This window comes from Exiguobacterium sp. H66 (genome assembly GCF_018618705.1).
GTDB classification, from domain to species: Bacteria; Bacillota; Bacilli; order Exiguobacteriales; family Exiguobacteriaceae; genus Exiguobacterium_A; species Exiguobacterium_A oxidotolerans.
In genome coordinates this window covers 69013-92001 of sequence record NZ_JACSMQ010000002.1, presented here as the reverse complement: position 1 = coordinate 92001, position 22989 = coordinate 69013, and the positions used below count along the sequence as shown (strand labels likewise).

Annotated in this window: 21 protein-coding genes; 14 read left to right on the top strand and 7 right to left on the bottom strand. The window is 46.8% G+C overall.

Features of this window, described 5'->3' with window-relative positions:
• Positions 1-124 precede the first annotated feature (124 nt).
• The 6 genes from KNP88_RS03770 to KNP88_RS03745 all read left to right on the top strand — a co-directional run bounded on the left by KNP88_RS03770 (position 125) and on the right by KNP88_RS03745 (position 8364).
• Entirely contained in the window at positions 125-1336 is a 1212-nt protein-coding gene (locus KNP88_RS03770; protein WP_088837678.1) for an NAD(P)/FAD-dependent oxidoreductase, read from the top strand.
• Positions 1337-1420: 84 nt separating this feature from the next.
• Entirely contained in the window at positions 1421-1738 is a 318-nt protein-coding gene (locus tag KNP88_RS03765) for a YuiB family protein (protein WP_029331243.1), read from the top strand.
• Between the two features lie 100 nt (positions 1739-1838).
• Positions 1839-2696 carry a glucose PTS transporter transcription antiterminator GlcT gene (gene glcT, locus KNP88_RS03760; protein WP_029331241.1) on the top strand — a complete coding sequence of 286 codons (858 nt, stop codon included), beginning with the start codon at positions 1839-1841 and terminating at the stop codon, positions 2694-2696.
• Positions 2697-2919: 223 nt separating this feature from the next.
• Positions 2920-4443, top strand: a complete 1524-nt coding sequence (gene ptsG, locus KNP88_RS03755; RefSeq protein WP_088837677.1) for a glucose-specific PTS transporter subunit IIBC — start codon at positions 2920-2922, stop codon at positions 4441-4443.
• Positions 4444-4582: 139 nt separating this feature from the next.
• Positions 4583-6676, top strand: coding sequence for a glucose-specific PTS transporter subunit IIBC (gene ptsG / locus KNP88_RS03750; RefSeq protein ID WP_029331239.1), 2094 nt, complete (start codon positions 4583-4585; stop codon positions 6674-6676).
• Positions 6677-6840: 164 nt separating this feature from the next.
• Positions 6841-8364 carry an MDR family MFS transporter gene (locus KNP88_RS03745; RefSeq protein WP_214768786.1) on the top strand — a complete coding sequence of 508 codons (1524 nt, stop codon included), beginning with the start codon at positions 6841-6843 and terminating at the stop codon, positions 8362-8364.
• A 690-nt stretch (positions 8365-9054) separates the two neighbouring features.
• Here the strand turns inward: KNP88_RS03745 and ptsP are convergent.
• On the bottom strand, positions 9055-10779 hold the full coding sequence (ptsP, locus tag KNP88_RS03740; protein ID WP_214892333.1) for a phosphoenolpyruvate--protein phosphotransferase: 1725 nt from the start codon (positions 10777-10779) through the stop codon (positions 9055-9057).
• 355 nt (positions 10780-11134) lie between these two features.
• On the opposite strand from ptsP, the gene KNP88_RS03735 reads away from it, so the two are divergent.
• The 3 genes from KNP88_RS03735 to KNP88_RS03725 are packed head-to-tail and all read left to right on the top strand — an operon-like array spanning position 11135 to position 13387.
• Positions 11135-12568 carry a leucyl aminopeptidase gene (locus KNP88_RS03735; RefSeq protein WP_214892332.1) on the top strand — a complete coding sequence of 478 codons (1434 nt, stop codon included), beginning with the start codon at positions 11135-11137 and terminating at the stop codon, positions 12566-12568.
• On the top strand, positions 12565-12735 hold the full coding sequence (locus tag KNP88_RS03730; RefSeq protein WP_157898492.1) for a hypothetical protein: 171 nt from the start codon (positions 12565-12567) through the stop codon (positions 12733-12735). Before KNP88_RS03735 ends, KNP88_RS03730 begins: the two co-directional genes overlap by 4 nt.
• Positions 12716-13387: a DUF429 domain-containing protein gene (locus KNP88_RS03725; protein ID WP_214892331.1), complete on the top strand. Its 672-nt coding sequence runs from the start codon at positions 12716-12718 to the stop codon at positions 13385-13387. The genes KNP88_RS03730 and KNP88_RS03725 overlap by 20 nt, the downstream gene beginning before the upstream one ends.
• Here KNP88_RS03725 and ytvI read toward each other — a convergent pair.
• Positions 13367-14491 carry a sporulation integral membrane protein YtvI gene (ytvI, locus tag KNP88_RS03720; RefSeq protein ID WP_159173454.1) on the bottom strand — a complete coding sequence of 375 codons (1125 nt, stop codon included), beginning with the start codon at positions 14489-14491 and terminating at the stop codon, positions 13367-13369. The genes KNP88_RS03725 and ytvI overlap by 21 nt on opposite strands.
• Before the next feature lie 85 nt (positions 14492-14576).
• On the opposite strand from ytvI, the gene KNP88_RS03715 reads away from it, so the two are divergent.
• Positions 14577-14765 carry a hypothetical protein gene (locus KNP88_RS03715; RefSeq protein ID WP_159173455.1) on the top strand — a complete coding sequence of 63 codons (189 nt, stop codon included), beginning with the start codon at positions 14577-14579 and terminating at the stop codon, positions 14763-14765.
• Positions 14728-15618, top strand: coding sequence for a MazG nucleotide pyrophosphohydrolase domain-containing protein (locus tag KNP88_RS03710; protein ID WP_251137122.1), 891 nt, complete (start codon positions 14728-14730; stop codon positions 15616-15618). The genes KNP88_RS03715 and KNP88_RS03710 overlap by 38 nt, the downstream gene beginning before the upstream one ends.
• 79 nt (positions 15619-15697) lie before the next feature.
• Here the strand turns inward: KNP88_RS03710 and KNP88_RS03705 are convergent, their stop codons facing one another.
• From KNP88_RS03705 to KNP88_RS03685, 5 genes are read right to left on the bottom strand one after another with little or no spacing between them, the layout of a single operon-like run.
• The gene (locus KNP88_RS03705) at positions 15698-16885 is read right to left on the bottom strand and encodes an aminotransferase (RefSeq protein ID WP_214892330.1); all 1188 of its coding nucleotides are present in this window, start codon (positions 16883-16885) and stop codon (positions 15698-15700) included.
• Entirely contained in the window at positions 16882-17379 is a 498-nt protein-coding gene (locus KNP88_RS03700) for an Lrp/AsnC family transcriptional regulator (RefSeq protein WP_051667304.1), read from the bottom strand. Before KNP88_RS03700 ends, KNP88_RS03705 begins: the two co-directional genes overlap by 4 nt.
• Positions 17380-17384: 5 nt before the next feature.
• Entirely contained in the window at positions 17385-18179 is a 795-nt protein-coding gene (locus KNP88_RS03695; RefSeq protein ID WP_029331229.1) for a glycosyltransferase family 2 protein, read from the bottom strand.
• A gap of 57 nt (positions 18180-18236) precedes the next feature.
• Positions 18237-18476 carry a NifU N-terminal domain-containing protein gene (locus KNP88_RS03690; protein WP_088837669.1) on the bottom strand — a complete coding sequence of 80 codons (240 nt, stop codon included), beginning with the start codon at positions 18474-18476 and terminating at the stop codon, positions 18237-18239.
• Between the two features lie 13 nt (positions 18477-18489).
• Positions 18490-18729 carry a DUF1871 family protein gene (locus KNP88_RS03685; protein ID WP_088837668.1) on the bottom strand — a complete coding sequence of 80 codons (240 nt, stop codon included), beginning with the start codon at positions 18727-18729 and terminating at the stop codon, positions 18490-18492.
• Between the two features lie 495 nt (positions 18730-19224).
• On the opposite strand from KNP88_RS03685, the gene KNP88_RS03680 reads away from it, so the two are divergent.
• From KNP88_RS03680 to KNP88_RS03670, 3 genes are read left to right on the top strand one after another with little or no spacing between them, the layout of a single operon-like run.
• Positions 19225-21450 (top strand): ribonucleoside-diphosphate reductase subunit alpha, encoded by a 2226-nt coding sequence (locus KNP88_RS03680; protein ID WP_251137141.1) that lies wholly within the window; start codon positions 19225-19227, stop codon positions 21448-21450.
• Between the two features lie 16 nt (positions 21451-21466).
• On the top strand, positions 21467-21955 hold the full coding sequence (locus KNP88_RS03675; protein WP_029331225.1) for a flavodoxin domain-containing protein: 489 nt from the start codon (positions 21467-21469) through the stop codon (positions 21953-21955).
• Entirely contained in the window at positions 21924-22967 is a 1044-nt protein-coding gene (locus KNP88_RS03670) for a ribonucleotide-diphosphate reductase subunit beta (RefSeq protein ID WP_029331224.1), read from the top strand. The genes KNP88_RS03675 and KNP88_RS03670 overlap by 32 nt, the downstream gene beginning before the upstream one ends.
• Positions 22968-22989 lie beyond the last annotated feature (22 nt).

The window sequence follows — 22989 nt, the reverse complement described above, 5'->3', positions numbered from 1 at the left end:
AAAAAGTGTTTCAATAGGCTTATAGACATGTGAACATTATTTGAACAAAGTTTTTGAGCATTTATTTGTAATTGAATGTGAAGAAAATCACAACAAAACTACCATTCGTAAGGAGTATCAGAACATGAACACACCTAACATTGTTATTCTTGGAGCCGGCTACGGTGGATTGATCACAGCAGTCAACCTTCAAAAGAAACTTGGCGTCGATCAAGCCAACATCACATTGATCAACAAACACGACTATCATTACCAAACTACTTGGTTACATGAACCTGCGGCAGGTACGATGTCAGCAGAACAAGCGCGCATCTATATCAATGATGTCATCAATCCTTCACGCGTCAAACTCGTTAAAGGGATTGTTGAAAAAGTCGATACGGCAAGCAACACAGTGAAACTTCAAGACGGTGGAGCTGTTCCTTACGATTACGTCGTCGTTGCACTCGGTGGCGTTCCAGAGACTTTCGGAATCAAAGGATTGAAAGAGAACGCTCTAACGATCAGCTCATTGAACAGTGTCCGGAAAATCAAAGAACACATCGACTATTCATTTGCAGAATACAAAACAACTGGTTCAACGGATCGTTCACTTCTTACGATCGTCGTCGGTGGAGCTGGATTTACAGGAATCGAGTTCATGGGTGAGCTCGTCAACCGGATTCCAGAGCTTTGTAAACAATACGATATCCCACGCGAACTCGTGCGTGTCGTCAACATCGAGGCAGCTCCGACTGTCCTTCCTGGATTTGATGCGGATCTCGTCAACTACGCACACAAATGGCTTGAGCGCCAAGGGATCGAGTTCAAACTCGGTAACGGCATCAAGGAATGTGGTCCTGGAACGGTTACGTTTGGTCCACTCCAAGGTGATACAACAGAAACGATTGAAGCGAACACAATCATTTGGACAGGTGGCGTCAGTGGGAACCCGGTCGTTGCGGCATCAGGTTTCGAAGCAATGCGTAACCGTGTTGTCGTTGAGGAAGATCTTCGTGTCCCTGGACATGACAATGTCTTCATGATTGGTGACTGTTCAGCAGTCATGGACCCAAGTTCAAACCGTCCATACCCGCCAACAGCACAAATCGCGACACAACAAGCGCATAAAGTCGCTGAAAACATCTCAGCACTCATCGGTGGACGTGAAACATCTACGTTCACATATGAAAATAAAGGAACAGTCGCATCACTTGGTCATAAAGATGGGATCGGTATGGTCTTCGGTAAGAAGATTTATGGTCGTAACGCATCATTCATGAAAAAAGTCATCGACAACAAACATTTCCTTGAACTGAAGAAAATTGGTCTTGCGATCAAAAAAGGTAAATTCTAAGTTCACCTTTTAGGCAAATGTACACTCGTGCATTTGCCTTTTTTGTCGGTTATACTAGACGAAGAGATTTAAAGGGGGAACATTATGCATATTATCCAAGCCGTGATCGGGAGTGTACTTTATCTCGTCATGTTCTTTAGTATTGGTTTTATCTTAAACATGTTGTTACGTAGCACATGGATTATGCTCGTCTTATATCCGGTCATCATCATCATGATGATTGATAATCAGTCGACGCTTGAATATTTTACGAATGCGAAAAAAGCAATTCCAGCGTTAGGTGATCGAATCATGGGTTTGCAGACAGCGGACGTTACGATGTTTGCGGCAGGACTTGCCGGTATCATCATTGCCGGAATGTCGATTCGTTTCCTGCGTAAAAGTGGTTACCAAATGTTTTAAAGCCTACTTGAGTAAGTAGGCTTTTTTAGTGCGTAGAAACACGTTATAATAAAAACAGTGTCTTTAAAAAATGTGTAAGAGCAGATAGGGTTGAGAGCGAATGGATAAACAAATGTACCACGTTATCAAAGTCTTGAATAATAATGTCGTCATTTGTTCGACTGGTGCAAATCAGGAAGTCATTATCCTCGCAAAAGGGATTGGCTTCGGACGGAAGCCAGGCGATCAACTGACGGATCTTGAAAAATTAGAAAAAGTCTATACCTTGAAGGATAAAGAAGAGCAAGACCAATATAAAGCACTCGTCGGGCATTTAGATGAAAATTTCGTCGCCTTGATGAATGATATCGTCTCGATGATTGAAACGCGGTTCGGTAAGCGCGTTGATGAACATATCCATATCGGACTGACGGATCATTTGACGTTTACGTTCAAGCGGCTCGAACAAGGGATGGAGGTCACGAATCCCTTTTTAGCGGAAACGGAAGCTTTGTATCCGGAAGAATATGCGCTTGCTGAGGAAATCGTTGAATTTATCAGTGCCGAGATGAATTTTTATCTTCCGCCGGCAGAAACAGGATTCATCGCACTCCATATTCATTCGGCGACGAACTTTAAAGATGTGCTCGAAGTCAATCGTCATCATCAACTCGTCGGATTAATTGCGAGTCATATCGAGCAACGGCTAGAAATTAAAATCGATCGAAAATCGTTGGATTATAAGCGTTTAATTCGCCATCTCCGCTCGGCGATTGAAAGGGTTTCCAATGGGGAGTACCTAGAGGCGCCAGAAAAAGTAGAAAAGCTATTGCGTGAAGAATATCCCCTGTGCTATGATACTGCTTGGGAGCTGATGTCCATCATGGAACGTCAGTTGAAGAAAGCGGTACCGCGCGGTGAGGCGACGTATCTTACGATGCATCTGCAACGCTTAGTGCAGTACGATTTAGGTAAATGACCGCACGGACTACGTGTTACTGATACGATCAGGCATGAGTGGGAAGTCGGACAAAATGGTTTATTTCCGTTAGATTCATTTCGCGGGATAAGTGTATTTTGTTCTACAATCCGCTCGTGCCTGATTTTTTTCTGTAAAAATCGGTCGGATGTCTGACTTTTTTCAACCTGTCATTGGTATTATTCATTATTCCTAGATTTTAGATTAAGAGGAGGAAACACACATGTTCAAACAGATTTTCGCTGTTCTTCAACGTGTCGGTAAAGCGTTAATGCTTCCTGTTGCGATTTTGCCAGCTGCCGGGATCTTACTTGGATTCGGTAACGCGATGCAAAATCCGAACTTGACGTCAAAACTCGAGTTCTTAAAAAATGATGCGATCATCAAGGTTGCAAAATTGATGGAAGCAGCCGGGGATATCATCTTCGGTAACTTAGCACTCTTATTCGCGGTCGGTGTCGCGATTGGTTTAGCAGGGGACGGCGCAGCCGGACTTGCAGCAATCGTCGGATTCTTGATCATGAACAAAACGATGAGTGTTTGGCTCGGCGTTACACCAGAAATGGTCGCAAACGGTCAAGGGTACGCAAACGTACTTGGTATTCCGACACTTCAAACAGGTGTCTTCGGCGGTATCATCATCGGTTTACTCGCAGCCTGGGCTTACGGTAAGTATCACAATCTTGAATTACCGCAGTTCCTCGGGTTCTTCGCAGGTAAACGTTTCGTTCCAATCGTTACAGCAGTCGTTTCATTGTTCGCAGGTCTTGTACTTGTCTTCGTATGGCCATTCGCTCAAGACGGGTTGAACTCATTCTCTCACTTCATGATGGAGAAAAACCCGACGCTTGCAGCTTTCGTCTTCGGTCTCATTGAGCGTTCATTGATTCCGTTTGGTCTTCACCATATCTTCTACGCACCGTTCTGGTTCGAATTCGGTTCGTACACGAACGCAGCAGGAGATGTTGTCCGTGGTGACCAAGCAATCTTCTTCGCACAGTTAAAAGACAACGTTGAATTAACAGCTGGTACGTTCATGACTGGTAAATTCCCGTTCATGATGTTCGGTCTTCCGGCAGCAGCACTTGCGATGTACCATGAAGCACGCCCAGAGCGTCGCGCAGTCGTTGGTGGTCTTCTTGGATCAGCAGCACTTACAGCTTTCTTAACAGGTATCACAGAGCCAATCGAATTCGCATTCTTATTCGTTGCTCCAATCTTGTTCGCAGTACACGCAGTTTTCGCAGGTCTTTCATTCATGACAATGCAACTCTTGAACGTTAAAATCGGGATGACATTCTCTGGTGGATTGATTGACTTCCTTCTCTTCGGTGTCCTTCCAGGACGTACGCAGTGGTGGCTCGTCATCGTCGTCGGTCTTGTTCTTGCAGTCGTTTACTACGTTGGATTCCGTTTCGCAATCCGCAAGTTCAACTTGAAAACACCAGGTCGTGAAGATGAAGTACAAGAAACTTCATTGGCTCAAGGTTCTGAGCTCGCAGCGGGTATCCTTGACGCACTCGGTTCTGAATCAAACATCAAACACCTTGACGCATGTATCACACGTCTTCGTGTTGAAGTTCTCGATAAATCAAAAGTCGACAAAAACGAATTGAAAAAACTTGGAGCCGCTGGTGTCCTTGAAGTGGGTAACAACGTTCAAGCGATCTACGGACCAAAATCAGATAACATCAAATCTGAGATCCAAGCCGTCATCAATTCACGTAAACAAGAAAAATCAGTTTAAGTCTTAAAGTAAAGTGAGTCTTCCGAAATCGGGAGGCTCATTTTTTTGTGTTTCAAAGAATTGTTGTGATTAGTTTTGCGGGAGAAAGATTCAGGGTATGAACTAAATAGTCTGGTCAAAAAAAGGAGGGAAATCACTGATGTGGAAAAATGTATTCGGAGTGTTGCAACGGATTGGTAAAGCATTGATGTTACCAGTTGCCATCTTGCCGGCAGCGGGGCTTCTACTGGCGTTTGGTACGGCGTTTCAAAACCCGAACCTGACGCAGTATCTGCCTTTTCTCGAAAATGATTCGCTCGTCGTCATCTGGCGTGTCATGCAAGACGCAGGGGATATCATCTTTGCGAACTTAGGATTACTGTTTGCCGTCGGGGTTGCGATTGGTCTTGCGAATGGGGAAGGGGTCGCAGGGCTTGCTGCAATCGTCGGATTCTTGATTATGAACAAGGTTATCAGTTCATTCCTACAAATCACACCGGAAAAAGTTTCAGAAGCGCAACAATCAAGTGACTTATCGTACGCAACTGTATTAGGGATACCGACCTTACAAATGGGGGTATTCGGAGGGATCATAGCGGGGTTAATTGCCGCATATAGCTATAATAAATTCTTTAAAATCAAACTACCGGACTTTCTTGGATTCTTCGCCGGTAAACGGTTCGTACCGATTGCAACAGCGCTATTCAGTTTAGTCGCTGGTTTTGCACTGTCCTTCATCTGGCCACCGATCGGGAGTGGGATTAACACGTTTTCGAAAACAATCATCGAGTCAAATGAAACGTTATCAGCCTTCATCTTTGGATTAGTCGAACGGTCACTCATTCCATTCGGTCTTCACCATATTTGGTATTCAAGTTTTTGGTTCCAATTTGGTGAGTATACGGATAAAGCAGGAACAATCGTCAACGGGGACCAGCGAATTTTCTTCGCTCAGTTAAAAGATGGTGTTCCGTTCACGGCCGGGACGTATATGACCGGGAAATATCCGTTCATGATGTTCGGACTTCCGGCAGCTTGTCTCGCGATGTATCATACGGTTGCGAAAGATCGTCGTAAAGCAGTTGAAGGACTCTACTTCTCTGCTGCTTTAACATCGTTCCTGACAGGGATCACGGAACCAGTCGAGTTTTCATTCGTGTTCGTGGCACCGCTATTGTTTGCAGTCCATGCTGTTTTTGCAGGATTGTCATTTATGATCATGGACATCTTGAACGTTAAAATCGGGATGACCTTCTCAGGTGGATTGATTGACTACACCTTATTCGGAATCTTACCGAACAGGACCGCCTGGTGGCTCGTTATACCGGTTGGTTTAGTCTTCGCCGTCATTTATTACTTCGGATTCCGTTTTGTGATCACGAAGTTTGATTTAAAAATTCCAGGACGTGAAGCAATTAAGGAAGGGGCGGCAACAGCTGGTGCGACGGCTGGTGAGCTCCCATATGAGATTCTGCAAGCGTTTGGTGGACCATCGAACATCAAACACCTCGATGCGTGTATCACACGTCTGCGGATTACCGTTAATGATAAATCGGGTGTCAACAAGGATCGTCTGAAAGAACTTGGCGCAGCTGGTGTATTAGAAGTTGGCGATAATGTCCAAGCCATCTTCGGTCCGAAATCAGATGGCATCAAGACGGAAATGGCAGAAATCATGAACGATCCAAATTATCAACCACCTGAAAAACCAGAAGCTGACCCGATTCCGCAAGTTCCGACTGGAGCTGAGTCACGTGGGGAAGAACGGGAAGACTTAGCAGGATCAGGTGGAGAGTATGTACCAAGTGACGGATACGTCTCACCGCTGAGCGGAACGATTCGTTCGCTTGATGATGTACCAGATCAAGTCTTCTCTGGCCGGATGATGGGGGACGGGTATGCAATCGAACCAACTGAAGGTTATGTTGTTTCTCCAGTGTCCGGTGAAATCACGACCTTCTTCCCAACGAAACACGCGATTGGAATCCTGGCCGATAATGGTGATGAGATTTTAATTCACATCGGAATTGATACGGTTTCACTCGAAGGAAAAGGTTTTGAAGCACTCGCGAAAGCGGGAGATCGTGTTGAGCCAGGAACACCACTGCTGAACGTCGATCTCGAACAAATTCGCCCGCTTGTGCCGTCACTCTTAACGCCGATCATTGTCACGAACAGTGGTGACCGGAAAGTAACGGTTGATATTGGCCGGACGGTTGAAGCAGGAGAGAAAGTCACGTATGAGATTAAATGACGTCATTTAAAAAATAATGAGATCTCGAAATCGTATTCGACGAAATTGTCGGATACGATTTTTTTTGTAGTCCAAAACATTCAGTAATGAGAATTTGCACATATGATGATACAATGAGTAAGCTATTATGAAGATTAGCTATATTTTAAGGAAGAGGTGAGTCGATGGCTTCGACTACAACAGAAACAAAGACAAAGACGAATTATGTCGTTCTTGGATTATTGATCGGGATTTTAGTAGCGGCGATGGACAATACAATCGTTGCAACAGCAATGCCGACGATTGTCAGTGAACTGAATGGTTTTGATCAATATGCCTGGGTCACGTCCGCTTACATGATCGCGACGGTCGCGGGGATGCCAATTTTCGGTAAGTTAAGTGACATGTATGGGCGGAAACGATTTTTCTTATTCGGTATGTTGCTCTTCATCGCAGGGAGTATCCTGTGTGGTGTCGCAGATTCGATTACAGAGTTATCGATTTATCGTGCCGTTCAAGGATTAGGTGGCGGTGCCTTGATGCCGATTGCTTTTACGATCATTTTTGATATTTTCCCACCAGAGAAACGAGGGAAAGTCAGTGGTTTGTTCGGAGCAGTCTTCGGAATTTCAAGTATTTTCGGACCATTGCTTGGAGCCGTTTTGACGGACGCAATTAACTGGCGCTGGGTGTTTTATATCAACATTCCACTTGGTTTAATTGCCTTGGCGCTCGTTTCATTTTTCTATAAAGAATCACCGATTCACCGGACTCAAAAAATTGATTATGCGGGTGCCGCGACATTGGTCGCTGGATTAGTCACGTTCCTGCTCGGGCTTGAACTCGGTGGGAAAGAGTACGCGTGGAGTTCACCACAAATTCTTGGATTATTTGGCGCATCACTCGCATTGTTCATTCTCTTCGGTCTGATTGAACGCCGGGCGGCTGATCCGGTCATTACGTTCAGTCTGTTCAGTCGTCGCCTGTTCGCAGCGACGCAAGGGGTCGCATTCTTTTATGGATTCGTCTTCATCTCCGCAAGTGTCTTCATTCCGATTTTCGTCCAAGGAGTCTTTGGCGGCAGTGCGACGAACTCCGGTCTGATCTTGATGCCGATGTTGATTGCTTCAGTAGTTTCGGCGCAACTCGGAGGACGTCTCCCGAATAAATACGGGTTCCGAAATGTCATGATGCTCTCGGCCGTCTTCTTTGTTCTTGGTGTTTATTTATTAAGTACGATGTCACTTGAGACGACACGGACTGCAGTTACGATTTATATGATCATCTTAGGTTTTGGTGTCGGCTTCAGTTTCTCTTTATTGAATCTTGCAAGCATCAATGGCATCGAGATGAAACGTCGTGGTGCGGCGACATCGATGGGCTCGACGTTCCGGACAATCGGGATGACACTTGGTGTAACGATTCTCGGAATCGTTCAATCACGGACGTTTACGTCATCTGTTAGTGAACAATTACCTGGCGGCAGCGCACCGGACGGTGGACAGTTCCCGACAGCAGCAGCATTTGCGAAGATGCCACCGGAAGTGGCGACAGCGATTAAAACAGCACTTGCGGATTCGATTTCCTCTGTTTATATGTGGGCGTTGATTCCAGCGATACTGGGTGTCATCTTCGTGTTCTTCATGGGTAATGAACGACCAATCTTAAAAGAAGAACAAGGCGATCGACCACAAACGAAACAAGCATAATTCAAGTCATTTTTGATAGGAAAGAGACTGACGTAAAAGGAATCACTCTTTCACACGCGTGTTTTTCTCCAACAGGAAACAGGATACGCTCTCCTGTGGGGGTCGAATAAAACGAGTGCATACTTTTTCCTTTTCGATGTGCGGCTTAGATACACATCAGTCAGGACCGAGAAGAATAGATATCGAAAACGCCAATGACTCCGTATGCGAAAGACGGAATCATCGGCGTTTTTTTGCGTACAGGGCGGAACGTTCATCCTCGACTCCTATGGGAAAAGGAAGCGCGATCAGCGCTTCCGTCAGGAATAGGGAAGACCCGGCATGACCGCATGAAACGCGGGTTGCCGCGGCTTACATTCCGCCCGTGGAAAGTGAGGATGTCGGAACCGTCCGTCACTAAGACTGATGTTAGAGTAACTTTGGAGTCAGCCCTTTTTTTGTATTCAAGAAATCGAGGCTCCTACAGGAAGCGCACAGATGAATATTACCTTTTGAACTAGGGTGTAGGAAAAGCGACATTGGGCAACATGTGTTATGTAGACGAGTCGAGATGGGGAAGCGCGGTCAGGACAGGCCATACCTATAAAAACTTTTTAATCTTCATAAGGGTTAGTCTACAGTCTGTATAGATAACGGTTCTTTTTGACGCGACAAAAAAACACGCCCCGAGATGGGGCGTGTCCGAAAAACTTATTTTTTGATATCGAATGTCGTGCTGAGGAAGTTGACGACGTCTTCGGCTGTATCCATGTCGAGGACTTGCTCAACGATTGCTTCACACTCTGTTTTGTTCAGGCGCGTCATCAAGCTGCGTGCGCGAAGGACAGAAGAAGCAGACATTGAGAATTCGTCGAGTCCGAGTCCGAGGAGGATTGGGAGTGCGAGTTCTTCTCCCGCCATCTCACCACACATGCCGACCCATTTACCGGCTTTGTGTGCTTCTGTGATGACGTTGTTCAAGAGGTTCAAGATGGCAGGGTTGAACGGTTGGTAGAGATACGAAACTTTTTCGTTCATCCGGTCTGCCGCCATTGTGTATTGAATCAAGTCGTTTGTTCCGACAGAGAAGAAGTCGACTTCTTTCGCGAATTGTTTCGCCATGACTGCTGTCGCCGGAATTTCGACCATCATTCCGACTTCGATGTCGTCAGAAACCGTTACACCTTCACCTTGAAGGTTCGCTTTTTCTTCAAGAAGTAACGCTTTTGCTGCACGGAATTCTTCGAGTGTTGCAATCATCGGGAACATGACAGCAAGTTTGCCGTATGCACTTGCACGAAGCAACGCACGAAGTTGTGTCCGGAACAAGTCAGTTTGGTCCAGGCAAAGACGAATTGCACGGTAACCAAGGAACGGGTTCATTTCGTGTGGAAGGTCAAGGTATGAAAGTTCTTTATCCCCACCGATATCAAGTGTCCGGATGACAACTTTTTTATCGCCCATCGACTCGAGAACTGTTTTGTATGCTGTGAATTGCTCATCTTCCGTCGGGAACGTTTCCGCATCCATGTAGAGGAACTCCGTCCGGTAGAGACCGACTGCTTCCGCACCGTTTTCAAGCACACCTTTGACATCGTTTGGTGTTCCGATGTTTGCTGCAAGCTCGACGTGATGACCGTCTGCTGTAACTGTTTTTTCGTTTTTGAGTTTTTTCCATTCTTCTTTTTGAGCGATATATGCTGAGCGTTTTTCTTCGTACTCTGCGATTTGTTCGCTTGAAGGATTGACGATGACATCGCCTTCCGCTCCGTCAAGAATCAAGAAATCACCGTGTTTGACTTCAGTCAAGACGACTTTTGTCCCGACGACTGCTGGAATTTCAAGAGAACGTGACATGATCGCCGAGTGCGAAGTCCGTCCACCGATGTTCGTCGCAAAACCTTTTGCGTACTTCCGGTTGAGTTGGGCAGTGTCTGATGGTGTTAAGTCTTCTGCAATGATAATGACTTCTTCGTTGATTTGTGCAGGTGTGACGAATGTAATACCGAGAAGATGTGCCATTGTCCGTTTTGTTACGTCACGGACATCAGCTGCACGTTCGCGCATGTACTCGTTGTCCATCGATTCAAAGATTGTCACCATCATTTGTGCAACTTCGTCGAGTGCTTGCGCTGCGTTCGTTTTGTCCTCGTCGATTTTTGCGTTGACTTGGCTGACGATTTCAGGATCTTCGAGGATCAACAAGTGAGCTGAGAAGATTTCTGCTTTGTCTGCACCGAGTTCTTTTAATGTGTTCTCACGGATGATTTCGAGTTCACCTTTTGATTGAGCGATCGCTTCCTGGAACCGTTCTTTTTCAGCCGCTGAATCCTCGATTTTATTGTTTGGAATGTCAAAGACAGGTGTTTCCATCACGAATGCCTTTGCAATCGCGATCCCTGCAGAAGCGCCAATTCCCTTGATATGTTGTGCCATGTGCATTACCCTCTTTTCAGTAAGTTTTTTTCGCCGCAACGACGTCGTTTCTCTGCTATCTATAGATACCCATAAACGCATCTCTCTTAACGGGTCGACTGCGAACTCTCCCTTTGAATGAAAACGTAGACATTTCTGTCGTTACCAAAATGAACGTTTCTATGAAGTGCCTGTACTTTTCACCTGTTAATCCTATCACATTGTGAAACGGGCAACAATTGTTTGGAGCCGTGCATTTCGACAAATTACCGAACGTCAAAAATGAGAGCGTTTTCAAGATGCGTGATGGCTATCAGTTGGAAAATGGCGCAAAACACTTCATACTTATCAGTAACACTAAAGGGGGATTTTTAAGATGCGATTAAAACAAGTAGATCAGCAAGCAGACATCGAAGTACTCGTCGTCGGTATCTCAGGAAATGCACAAATGGAAGAACGGATTCAGGCACTTTATCCGGAGCGGTTTGATGAGTGGGTCCGCGGTGGAGATATTTCGACGAAACAAGGCGAACTCCGGTTATTGCCGACGCTGACGGGGACGATTGCCCGTGTGTTATTTGTCGGTCTTGGTAAAGCGGACCGTCTATCTCAAGATGAGTTACGTCGACTGTTAGGAAAAGCCGCCCAATTTTTAAAAGTCCGGAAGCTATCGAACGTCACGGTTGATGCTGCGACATTCCCGGGGAAACCTGCCGAGTTGATCGCTGAGACGTTTGCACTTGCTACATATGACGTCAAACACTACAAAACAGGTCCAAGCGTTTCGTACGAACTCGATTTGACGATTTGGTCCGATAAAGGGGAACAAGAAGCAGTACGCGGGCATGCCCTCGCTGAAGCAACGAACTTAGCCCGTCGTCTCGTCACGATGCCTGGGAACATCTTGACGGCGCCGGCACTCGCTGACGAAGCTCGTTTCATTGCGGAACGTCATGGACATGCGTTAAAAGTCATTGAAAAAGAAGAAATGGAAGCACTCGGCATGGGGGCGATGCTTGCCGTCAATCAAGGCTCGACAATCCCGCCGAAAATGATTGTCCTCGAATATAAAGGGGCGGGTGATGCAGCACCAATCGCCGTCGTCGGAAAAGGTGTCACGTTCGATACAGGTGGTTACTCGATTAAACCGAAAGACGGTATCGTCGGCATGAAGGGGGACATGGGTGGTGCAGCAGCCGTCCTCGGCTTATTCGAAGCCCTCGGTCGACTCAAGCCGAACGTCAACATCCTTGGAGTGATTCCGGCAACGGATAATATGATTTCAGGTGATGCCTTCAAGCCGGATGATGTCATTACATCGATGGCTGGAAAAACGATTGAAGTCTTGAATACGGATGCGGAAGGGCGTCTCGTCTTAGCGGACGCTGTCACCTATGCAAAAGAATACAATCCGAAAATGATCATTGATCTCGCGACATTGACGGGTGGAGTGCTCGTTGCGCTCGGGACAGAAATCACGGGTGCCTTAACGAACGACCAAGCTTTGTACAGTCGCTTCGAAGCCATCACAAAAGAGACGAACGAGATGATTTGGCAGATGCCGTACGTCGATCAATTCATTAAACAAGTGCGCCGGTCGGAAGTCGCTGATTTAAATAACTCACCGGGACGGATGGGACACATGATCTTTGGCGGAGCGTTCGTTGGTGAATTCGTCGGGAAAACGCCATGGCTCCATCTTGATATCGCCGGAACATCAGAGCAAAAATCAGCATCGGAGCTTGGTCCAAAAGGGGCGACAGGTGTCATGGTGCGAAGTCTTTACCGGTTCGCTGAACAAGAAGGATGAGATGGCTGAACGTCCTCTTACTCATCATGACGGTGCTCAGCATCGTCTGGTATGTAGAGTCGGGTTCACGCGTTTCGCTGGCATGGGCTACGTTTTTAGGAGTCTTCACGGTCTTGTCATTACTGAAGGTGCTACGGGAGAAAACGAATGCGCGTCACCGGGATTGACGCGGCAAAAGCCGGCTGGGTCGCTGTCTCGATTGAAGAGGGGCAGTTTTCCTATCAAATCGTCGAACACCTCGATCAACTCGAAAATAGCGACGTACTCTACATCGACATGCCGATCGGGCTTGAAACAGACACAAGACGAACCGTCGATCAGCTGTTACGAAATGAGCTGAAGCCGGGGCGGACGAGCAGCGTCTTCAATGCACCATTAGTGTCGGCGCTTGATGCATGTGACTATGCCACCGCGAACGCGCAGTCAAAACAAGCGGCAGGACTTGGCTTATCAAAACAAGCCTGGTACTTGTTACCGAAGATTCAGGAAGCGCGTAGTAATTACCGGGACGGGATGTACGAGTCACATCCGGAAGTTTGTTTTGCTCGCTTGACCGGTCACCCGGCCCGCCATAACAAAAAGACGGTCCAGGGGATAAAGGAGCGGACAGAATTGTTACGGCAGTTCGCATGTCCTACTTTTTGGGAACAATCCGTCAAAGGAGTTGCGACTGACGACTGGATTGATGCCTGTCTGCTTGCCGTCGCGGCGACTTGTCCGGTGGAATATCTCCCGAACCATCGACCGGTTGATGCGACGGGTCATCCCTTATATGCGGCAGCACCTAAAAAATCACCCTCACCGGAATGGTGTGGGTGATCCTTTAATAAAGTCCCATAAATAATGAAAGATTTGTGCATTATATAACGCTTTGATGATGACGGCGACGAGCGGTCCGAGGATCAGACCGAAGACCCCGAAAAATTTAATCCCGACGAACAAGGCAATCAGTGCCGTAATCGGCTGGATGCCGATATTGTCACCGACGATTTTCGGTTCCATGATATTACGCTGCAAAATGACGACTGCATACAGAATACCAAGTCCAATCGCAAGTCCCGTATCTCCTGTGATGATCGAGTAAGCAATCCACGGTAAAAAGACAGACCCTGTACCTAGATACGGCAAGATGTCAAAGAAAGCGGCAATGAAAGCAATCGCAAACGGATGATCGACACCGAGAACCAAAAGACCGATTAAGACGATGAAAAATGTAATCGTAATCAATGTCAATTGGGCTTTGATGTAGCCGAACAGGGCGGACCGAAGACTCGAAACGACCGTTTCTGCACGTGCGAACCAGGGGAACATCTCATACTGTTTCATCCTGATTTCATATTTGTGCCAGTCTTTCGCGAGGAAAAACCAGGCGAGCAGAACGATGACGAGAATCAAGGCGATTGAAGGTAAGGTCGCTAACACACTTTGTAACATCGTGGCGATACTTTTAGATCCCTCGCCGATGAAGCTTGCAAGTGAGCTTCCGAGTGATTCGATACTGTTTTGAACCGTATTCTGTTGTGACGGACCGAGTGACCGGAGCGCTTCCGAAGCGTCGTTCCACATCGGGGCCAATTTGTCATTGTAGAGCTTTTGGAAGTAGAGACTGAGTTCCTGGATTTGGTCCGGGAGTTGATTGGCGACGAAGACGAGTCCTCGAATCAGTTGCATGACAATCAAGACGAGTGACCCAATCAAAAGACCGCTCATTAAGATGATGGACAATAACGCACCCCAACCACGGTTGAGTCGAAGACGTTTTTGGAAAAAGTCGACAAGCGGACGACTGAGTAGGGCTAATAAAAATGCGAAGACGAACGGATACATCAACGAAGACAGGCGGATGATGATAAAACCTGTGAGAAACAAGGCGAGTATGACACCGATGAAACGAGCCAATTGCCAAAGACGTTCAGTCGACACGAGCAACACCTCTTATATATATGTAATACCATCATCATAGCATGTTAAGGAACGAGAACGTAGTTCAAACAGAGGAGGAATTTCGATGAAACGAAAAGAAGTGGGACTAATGGTTTCCTTGGCGATCGCAAGTGGTGTAGCCGTCCGTGAATGGCGTAAAAACCGAAAATTTACTGAGCAGTATCAACGACAAACGCAGCAGCAGTTGATTAAAGAAATGACGGAGGTCGAGACGGATGCAGGAGATGATTCTACTTCAACAAAAAGTCGATGAGACGATTCGAGCGTTAGGTGGTTATTTTCGTCCGCTCTCTGGCCTCGCGCGCTTGATTGAAGAAGTCGGGGAAGTTGGAGAAGCGTTAGAAAAAGAGGACACGACGTTACTGTGTGCCGAGCTCGTCGACGTGTTAATGATTTCAACATGCCTGTCAAACCAATACGTGACCGATTTAGCCTCGGAGCATCAGCAGTTGAAAACAGAACAGGACGAAGCGGACGCCTCGTTTTACCGACTCGTTCATGAAGCGGGTCAGGTCGCCCGGGTCATGAACGGCTACGAAGGAGACAAGCCACCGAAAAAGACAGATGCAACGCTTACGGTCGGTACGTCACTCGCCCGTCTGCAGCGCGAGTTGTTCCGATTTGCCCGTCCATTAGGTCTTGATTTGTTAAAAGAAATCGATCGGACGAATGAAAAGAACCTCGTGCGTGACAGTAAGCGTTTCGCGCTGACACGAGACCCTATTACGGAGGCGACGATTGATCATTACCGGAGTGCGACCGGCAGTGAGGAGCGACTCTGGGGGGCGCCCGTGTATGAAGCGGAACGTTCCTTAGAAGAGAACGTCCAACAGGCACTACCGTCGTTACGACGCTTTTTACGGTGTGCTCGTAATGAGGGAATCGAGGCATTTGTTTTGGAAGCACCGATTGAGCGAAGTGATCAATTGGTCGCCGTCAAAGAACAGGCAGAAGAAATCGGACGGATCATCAAGGAACAAACCCCTTTGTCCTTTAAAGAAGCCCCGTACCGAATCGATGTATATGCTTCACAGTTAGGGCCGGTGTCACCGTTTCACTCAGAGGACGAACACCGGATGTTTTTGTTGCTTTATATTGATGCGTAATTAGAAAATGACGCTAAAAAGCGAACCGCCTCGCGAGGTGGTTCGCTTTTTGTGTGTTGAAAGAAAACGGTTGGGAAAATCATGTCAGACGATCAGCAACTGCCGTTCGTTGTTCAAGTTGTTGCATGAAGCGAGAAATACGATGGATGGCTTCTTGCAGTTGTTCGATTGAACTGGCATAGCTTGCGCGAACATAACCTTCACCACTCGCCCCGAAGACGGAACCGGGAACGACGGCAACACGTTCTGCTAGTAACAGTTGTTCTGCAAAGGCTTCACTCGTCAAACCCGTATCTCCGATGTATGGAAAGGCATAGAAGGCGCCCCCGGGTGAATGAGTCGGGAGACCGGCTTCATTCAAAGCTTTGACGAAGTAGTTACGGCGTTGGCGATAACTACGGACCATGTCAGGAACCGTCTTGTGGCGTGAACGGAGTGCTTCAATCCCAGCGAATTGGACGAGCGTCGGTGCACACATCATGCCGTACTGATGGACTTTCAGCATACACTCCGTGATTTCTTTTGGCGCACAGGTAAAACCGAGACGCCAACCTGTCATCGCAAAGGCTTTTGAGAAACCATTGATGACAATCGTGCGCTCCCGCATTCCAGGTAACGTCGCGAAGCACGTCGCCTCTTCCTCATACGACAACTCTGCATAGATTTCGTCACTGATGACATATAAATCATGTTTGTTTGCGAGGAGGGCGAGATCTGCGAGTTGATCGCGCGTCATGACAGAACCGGTCGGGTTGGACGGAAAACAAAAAATGATGGCCTTCGTCCGTGCCGTGATCTTGGCTTCAATCGTCTCAGGAAGAATGGCAAAGCCGTCTTCCGGGCGACAGGCAGCAGCAACAGGAATTCCGCCTGCGAGCTCAATTAAAGGCGCATACGAGACAAATGCCGGTTCGACGACGATGACCTCGTCACCAGGATTAATCAGCGTCCGAAAAGCTAAGTCAAGTCCTTCGGATGCACCGGTCGTGACGATGATTTCGTCTTCGACTTGATACTCGATTGCAAATTTTTCGTGCATATAGTTTCGGATTTCTTGCCGTAACTCGACTAAACCGGCATTGGCGCTATATGCCGTATACCCTTGCTCGAGTGCTGCGAAGCTTGCTTCCCGGACGTTCCACGGGGTGACGAAGTCGGGTTCGCCGACGCCGAGCGAGATGACATCTTCCATTGAACCGGCTAAGTCGAAGAAGCGACGGATGCCGGACGGTGCTAATTGTTCGACGCGTTCAGAAAGTGACTTCATGGAGACACCTTCAATCGTTTATCGCCGTCATCCTGACTGAAGAGGACACCATCGTGTTTGTATGTCTTCAAACGGAAATGGGTCGTCGTCGAAATGACGGAATCGAGTGTCGATAGTTTTTCCGAGACGAATTGCGAGACTTCCTGAAGCGACTTTCCGTCAAGGACGACTTGTAAGTCGTAAGCACCTGACATCAAGTAGAGCGACGTGACTTCCGGGAAACGATGAATCCGTTCTGCGACTTCATCAAAGCCGCGGCCGCGTTTCGGTGTAACTTTGACATCGATGAATGCCGTGACGCCATGGTGGGAATTGATTTTTTGCCAATCGATGACTGCCGTATAACCTAACAAGACACCATCTTGTTTAAAGCGGGCAATCGAGTCGATGACTTCGTCGACTGGCAGGTCGAGCATTTGAGCAGCGAGTGTCGAATCGACAGGACCACTTTGTGATAGTAACTCTAAGAGTTCTAATTGTTTTTCTGTATACACGGGATTCACTCGCTTTCTGTCAATTGTCCGTCAAACGTCCGGCGTGTCTCACGTAACCGGGCACGGCGTTCAGACTGAACAATATGAAAATTTTTCATTTCGGTCGTTGGCAACTCGTGTTTAGCGACGAGACGGTCGAAGTAGACTTTTCGTGCCGCATCTTGCTGAGCGGATTGATGATTACCGGACGGATTAAAGGCATAGAGGACCGTCGCGCGTGCTGGGTGAAGCACGAGGTGGTCCTTTCCGACACGGAGAATCCAGTCCCAGTCCCAGTAGTTGAAGACGTCTTCATCAAACGCACCAAGTGTTTGGTGAAGTGATTTGCGATACATTGATCCGGATGGGATGAACGTCGAGTCTTGCTTCATCGCGTCACGGTCATATGGATAGGCGAATGGCTCCGTATCGATGACGGTCCGGCGTCCATTCTCCCAGCGATACGTAAAGAGTTCGGCATCTGCATACGTCAAGTCTGCCCCGGCTTCTAAATCGCCGAGCGATTCCTCGATATGAGAAGGCAACAATAAATCATCATCATCATGGAGCAAGATGAATTGACCGTTCGCGATTGTCACGCCGTGGTTGCGAGCCCGGACGTGATGATTTTCAGGTAAGTCGACATGGATAAGTGTTAAGCGGTCTTCAAAAGCACGTACGACGGGAATAATCGAGTCGCCGTTGTTGTTCAAAAGAATCACTTCGAAATCTTGATAGTATTGACGGGTCAATGCTTCGAGCGCCTCAGATAACTCACGTGGGCGATTGTACGTCGGGATGATGACAGATACCATTGGCATGAGAATCGGCTCCTTCAACAAAGACACCTGCAACATCCAGGTGTCTTCATGTATTCCTTACATCTGTTCTTCGATAACTGGAAGTAATTCATTCCATTCAGCGGCTGGTTCTTTCGTTACTGTGACAAAATCACCGTAAGCGAAGAGGTTATCGATGCCATCGATCGTAATCAATGCTGCGAGTAATGCGTCCTCTGGTGTATCGTCTTTTTTGACGCTCGTACTTTTTGAGCCGAAACGGTCTCCGTCGAGCGTGATTTTTACTGAGTTCGGGTTTGGTGTGTAGTCTACTTGCATAATAAGCCTCCTTTCAAAGTTCACACGAATCTTCGCACAAAAGTAAATTCGTTGCGAGTGTTGTTAGTTCCTGCTGATCAGGTTGTTCCCCAAACGATTCTTCAAATATTTCACCAATTGCTTGTGCAAGTGGGCTTACTTGATCGTGAATCGTTAATAGCACTAGTATAGCAGACATTTCCGTTGGATAATTTCCTTCCCCTAAATCAAATGGATCGTATTTATACAAGAGTTGTTCTAAAGATTTTTTCATGCCATCCTCCTTTAATTCAATTAAATATTAATACAAAATAAAGAACATAAAAAAAACAAAAATAAGAAAGGATCAAATGAACTTGAAAAAAGCTTGATGCTTTATCTCATAATAGTTTTTAAATGTCTCAAATGCCTTTAAATTGCGAGTCGATAAATTTGATTATTCATCCTATTAGTGTTCTATTAAAGTCAAGGATTGTATTAAATAAAATGTGCGGTTAATCTACATATTGTATTGTTAGAGTTATATGGGTCCCTAAATGGTCAATATATAGTTTGGGATTCGTCTCAATCGGTTATAGTGTTTATAACACTATAACCGATTGAGACGAATTCTATTTTTTATGATAGAAGTGGTAATTATGTTATACATAATGTTGTTTTATCAACTATTTCATTTTTGGATTCTAATAAAATTTATATAAATAATGCACAAAAGGAGTGGTTCATAGTGGCATCTCCACTGAATACAGCACGCATCTATAAGGGTGCAATGACGATAGAGGACGTAGAATTCGTGATTCGACAAGTGACGGCGTCTTATCCAGAACTCGACATCGAACGTTATACAGAACGCGCGATTCGGGCGCTCGAAGGGAAAACCCTCCAGGCCGATCAAGTGTATGAATTGTTGACGATGCATGCGCTCGACATGTTAAAAGCAGAGGAACCGAACTGGACGTTCGTCGCGACGGCAACGTACTTAAATCGTCTTTATCTCGAGGCAAGTGAAAATCGTGGATATGTAGCAGATGAACGTTATGGATCGCTTTACACGTTGATTGAAAAGCTCACTGAAATCGGTATTTTCACACCACATTTACTTTCAGCCTACACGAAGGATGAAATCGAAGAACTCGCTGCGACAATCGATCCTTCACGCGACCAACTCTTCACATACATTGGTCTCCGGACGTTAGCGGATCGTTATCTTGCCCGGGATCACGTGAAAAAATTATATGAACTACCACAAGAACGCTTCATGATTATCGCGATGACGTTGATGCAGACAGAACCGAAAGAACGCCGGGTCGAGCTCGTCAAAGAATCGTACTGGGCTTTGTCGAACCTCTACATGACGGTTGCGACGCCAACGCTTTCGAATGCCGGGAAATCATACGGACAGTTATCGTCTTGTTTCATCGATACGGTAGATGATTCACTCCGGGGGATTTACGACTCGAATACGGACGTTGCGACACTCTCAAAAGGCGGCGGCGGAATCGGCGTCTACATGGGTAAAATTCGTTCGCGCGGATCAGACATTAAAGGATTCAAAGGTGTTTCGAGTGGTGTCATTCCCTGGATGAAACAGTTGAACAACACGGCAGTCAGTGTCGATCAGCTCGGTATGCGTCAAGGTTCAATTGCGGTTTATCTCGACATTTGGCATAAAGATATCCTCGAGTTCCTCGATGCGAAACTCAACAACGGGGACGAGCGATTGCGGACACATGATCTCTTTACGGGCGTGAGTTTACCGGACCACTTCATGCGTACGGTTGAAGCGCGTGGCGATTGGTATTTATTCGATCCACACGAAATCCGGACCGTGATGGGCTTTAGTCTTGAAGATCATTTCGATGAGACGGAACAAGGGGGCAGCTTCACTGAAAAGTATGAAGCCTGTGTCAACGAACCGCGTCTCAGCCGGACGAAAGTTTCGGCAATTGATCTCGTCAAACGTTACATGCGTTCGCAACTCGAGACCGGAACACCGTACATGTTCTTCCGTGACGCGGTAAACCGTGCCAATCCGAACAAGCATGCCGGCATGATCTATTCGTCAAATCTTTGCTCGGAAATCATGCAAAACATGAGCCCGACGACCGTGACGGAAGAATACACGGAAGATGGAAAAATCATCATTACGAAAACACCGGGCGATTTCGTCGTCTGTAATTTATCTTCGATCGCCCTCGCGCGCGCCGTTCGTTCGGATGTCCTCGAACGGTTGATTCCGATTCAGATGCGGATGCTCGACAACGTCATCGATTTGAATACGATTGACGTCCCGCAAGCACAAATTACGAACCAAAAATACCGTGCCGTCGGTCTCGGGACGTTCGGTTGGCACCATCTGCTTGCACTCGAAGGGATTCGCTGGGAATCGGTTGAAGCCGTCCAGTATGCGGATCGTCTTTACGAAAAAATCGCTTATTTGACGATTGATGCATCGATGCAACTTGCGAAAGAAAAAGGGGTATACCGTTTATTCGAAGGATCAGAATGGCAAACAGGTGAATACATCAAACGTCGTCACTATAAATCAACTGCCGAGCTGAACTGGGATCGTCTCCAAGCAGATATCACAGAGCATGGTATGCGAAATGCCTACCTGATGGCAGTCGCACCGAACTCGTCGACAGCGATCATCGCCGGTAGTACGGCATCGATTGATCCAATCTATAAAAAAGTCTACGCAGAAGAAAAGAAAAACTACAAGATTCCTGTGACGGTTCCGGATTTGACGCCGGATACGAACTGGTTCTATAAATCAGCGTTTGAGATTGATCAACTGTGGAGCATTCGTCAAAATGCATCACGCCAACGTCATATCGACCAAGCGATCAGTTTTAATCTCTATGTCAAAAACAATGTCAAAGCAACTGAATTACTTGAGATGCACATGGAAGCATGGCAACTCGGGATGAAGACGATTTATTACACACGTTCGACAACCGTCGAAATCGATGAATGTGAGTCGTGTTCGTCATAAGAAAGGAGACGATATCATGAAGGCAGCAATCGTATATGCGTCAATGAGCGGTAACACAGAGGAGGTTGCGGAACTGATTGCGAAAGCCTGTTCCGACATGCACGTCGAACCCACGATGATGTTCGCTGATGATGTGACGACATATCAATTAGCGCCTTATGATATCGTCTATTTTGGTTCTTACACATGGGGCGACGGTCAATTACCGGATGAAATGCGTGACTGCCTGAAGCTTGTCTTAAAGGAAAGTCCGCACAAAATTCCGCAAGCTGCCGTCTTCGGTACGGGCGATAAGATGTTCGTCAAGTACTGCCGCGCCGTTGATGAAATGGCCTACCATCTCGCGAAATTTGGTGTGCCGCTCGCCGGTGAACTGTTAAAAATCGAACAGTCACCACGGAATCGTCCGCATACCGTCAAAGAATGGACGAAACGAACGATCCTGCAATTACAGCAAGAAGGAGTCGAACAACATGGAACAGTTACAAAAGATCAAACTGCTTGATGCCCGCCATCCGAATCGTGCGACAGCGATTATCGGTGGGGAGACGAGTTCAATCGTCAACTGGAACGATATCGCCTATCCGCAGTTTTATTCAATCTATAAACAGCTTTTGTCGAACTTTTGGATTCCGGATGAGATTTCGATGTCAAAAGACATGCAACAGTGGAACCAGTTGAGTGAGCGAGAACAAGATGCGTTTGAACGGATCATCGGTCTGCTATCAATCTTAGACTCGGTCCAAACGCGTTACATCCTAGAGTCGGCGATGTTCACATCAGACGCATCGATTCATGCAATTCTTGCGATCATCGCGCAACAGGAAGTCGTCCATAACCAGTCGTACAGCTATGTCTTATCGAGTCTCGTTCCACTTTCGGAACAAAACCGGATTTTCGATATCGCAAAAGATGACGATATGGTCATGAAGCGGAATGCCTTTATTCTTGATTTATATGAAGATTTCCAAAACGACCGGACACCGGAAAACTTTGCGAAGTCGCTCGTCGCATCAATCGTTCTTGAAGGAATCAACTTCTATTCTGGTTTTGCCTTCTTCTATAACTTAGCGCGTCATCAAAAAATGGTCGGAACGTCGACGATGATCAGTTACATCCAGCGGGACGAACTGCAACACTCGTACTTCATCAGTCAATTGTTGCGTGCCGTCTTGACGGAACACCCGGAAATCGATGCCGATGGTTCATTCACGAAGTTCGTGTATGCGACATTCGAGCGTGCCGTCGATCTCGAAATCGAGTGGAGTGAGTATGTCCTGCGTGACTTAGATGGACTCGATGTCAGTGAAATGCGTGATTACGTCAAATATCTCGCGAACAAGCGCCTTCGTGTCATTGGTCTCTCCGATCTCTATGAAGGACATGACGAGGACGTCATGCCGTGGATTCGTGCGTATTCGGATGACTCGATGAATGCGACGAAATCCGATTTCTTCGAACAAAAATCACGTTCGTATGCAAAAGTGACGGATGCGAACGGATTTGACGATTTGTAAGCAGTGAATGAATCTTTAAATT

Coding starts and splice junctions, on each gene's coding strand:
- KNP88_RS03770 (WP_088837678.1), top strand. CDS start 125: ATGAACACACCTAACATTGTTATTCTTGGAGCCGGCTACGGTGGATTG.
- KNP88_RS03765 (WP_029331243.1), top strand. CDS start 1,421: ATGCATATTATCCAAGCCGTGATCGGGAGTGTACTTTATCTCGTCATG.
- glcT (WP_029331241.1), top strand. CDS start 1,839: ATGGATAAACAAATGTACCACGTTATCAAAGTCTTGAATAATAATGTC.
- ptsG (WP_088837677.1), top strand. CDS start 2,920: ATGTTCAAACAGATTTTCGCTGTTCTTCAACGTGTCGGTAAAGCGTTA.
- ptsG (WP_029331239.1), top strand. CDS start 4,583: ATGTGGAAAAATGTATTCGGAGTGTTGCAACGGATTGGTAAAGCATTG.
- KNP88_RS03745 (WP_214768786.1), top strand. CDS start 6,841: ATGGCTTCGACTACAACAGAAACAAAGACAAAGACGAATTATGTCGTT.
- ptsP (WP_214892333.1), bottom strand. CDS start 10,779: ATGGCACAACATATCAAGGGAATTGGCGCTTCTGCAGGGATCGCGATT.
- KNP88_RS03735 (WP_214892332.1), top strand. CDS start 11,135: ATGCGATTAAAACAAGTAGATCAGCAAGCAGACATCGAAGTACTCGTC.
- KNP88_RS03730 (WP_157898492.1), top strand. CDS start 12,565: ATGAGATGGCTGAACGTCCTCTTACTCATCATGACGGTGCTCAGCATC.
- KNP88_RS03725 (WP_214892331.1), top strand. CDS start 12,716: ATGCGCGTCACCGGGATTGACGCGGCAAAAGCCGGCTGGGTCGCTGTC.
- KNP88_RS03715 (WP_159173455.1), top strand. CDS start 14,577: ATGAAACGAAAAGAAGTGGGACTAATGGTTTCCTTGGCGATCGCAAGT.
- KNP88_RS03710 (WP_251137122.1), top strand. CDS start 14,728: ATGCAGGAGATGATTCTACTTCAACAAAAAGTCGATGAGACGATTCGA.
- KNP88_RS03705 (WP_214892330.1), bottom strand. CDS start 16,885: ATGAAGTCACTTTCTGAACGCGTCGAACAATTAGCACCGTCCGGCATC.
- KNP88_RS03695 (WP_029331229.1), bottom strand. CDS start 18,179: ATGCCAATGGTATCTGTCATCATCCCGACGTACAATCGCCCACGTGAG.
- KNP88_RS03690 (WP_088837669.1), bottom strand. CDS start 18,476: ATGCAAGTAGACTACACACCAAACCCGAACTCAGTAAAAATCACGCTC.
- KNP88_RS03685 (WP_088837668.1), bottom strand. CDS start 18,729: ATGAAAAAATCTTTAGAACAACTCTTGTATAAATACGATCCATTTGAT.
- KNP88_RS03680 (WP_251137141.1), top strand. CDS start 19,225: ATGACGATAGAGGACGTAGAATTCGTGATTCGACAAGTGACGGCGTCT.
- KNP88_RS03675 (WP_029331225.1), top strand. CDS start 21,467: ATGAAGGCAGCAATCGTATATGCGTCAATGAGCGGTAACACAGAGGAG.
- KNP88_RS03670 (WP_029331224.1), top strand. CDS start 21,924: ATGGAACAGTTACAAAAGATCAAACTGCTTGATGCCCGCCATCCGAAT.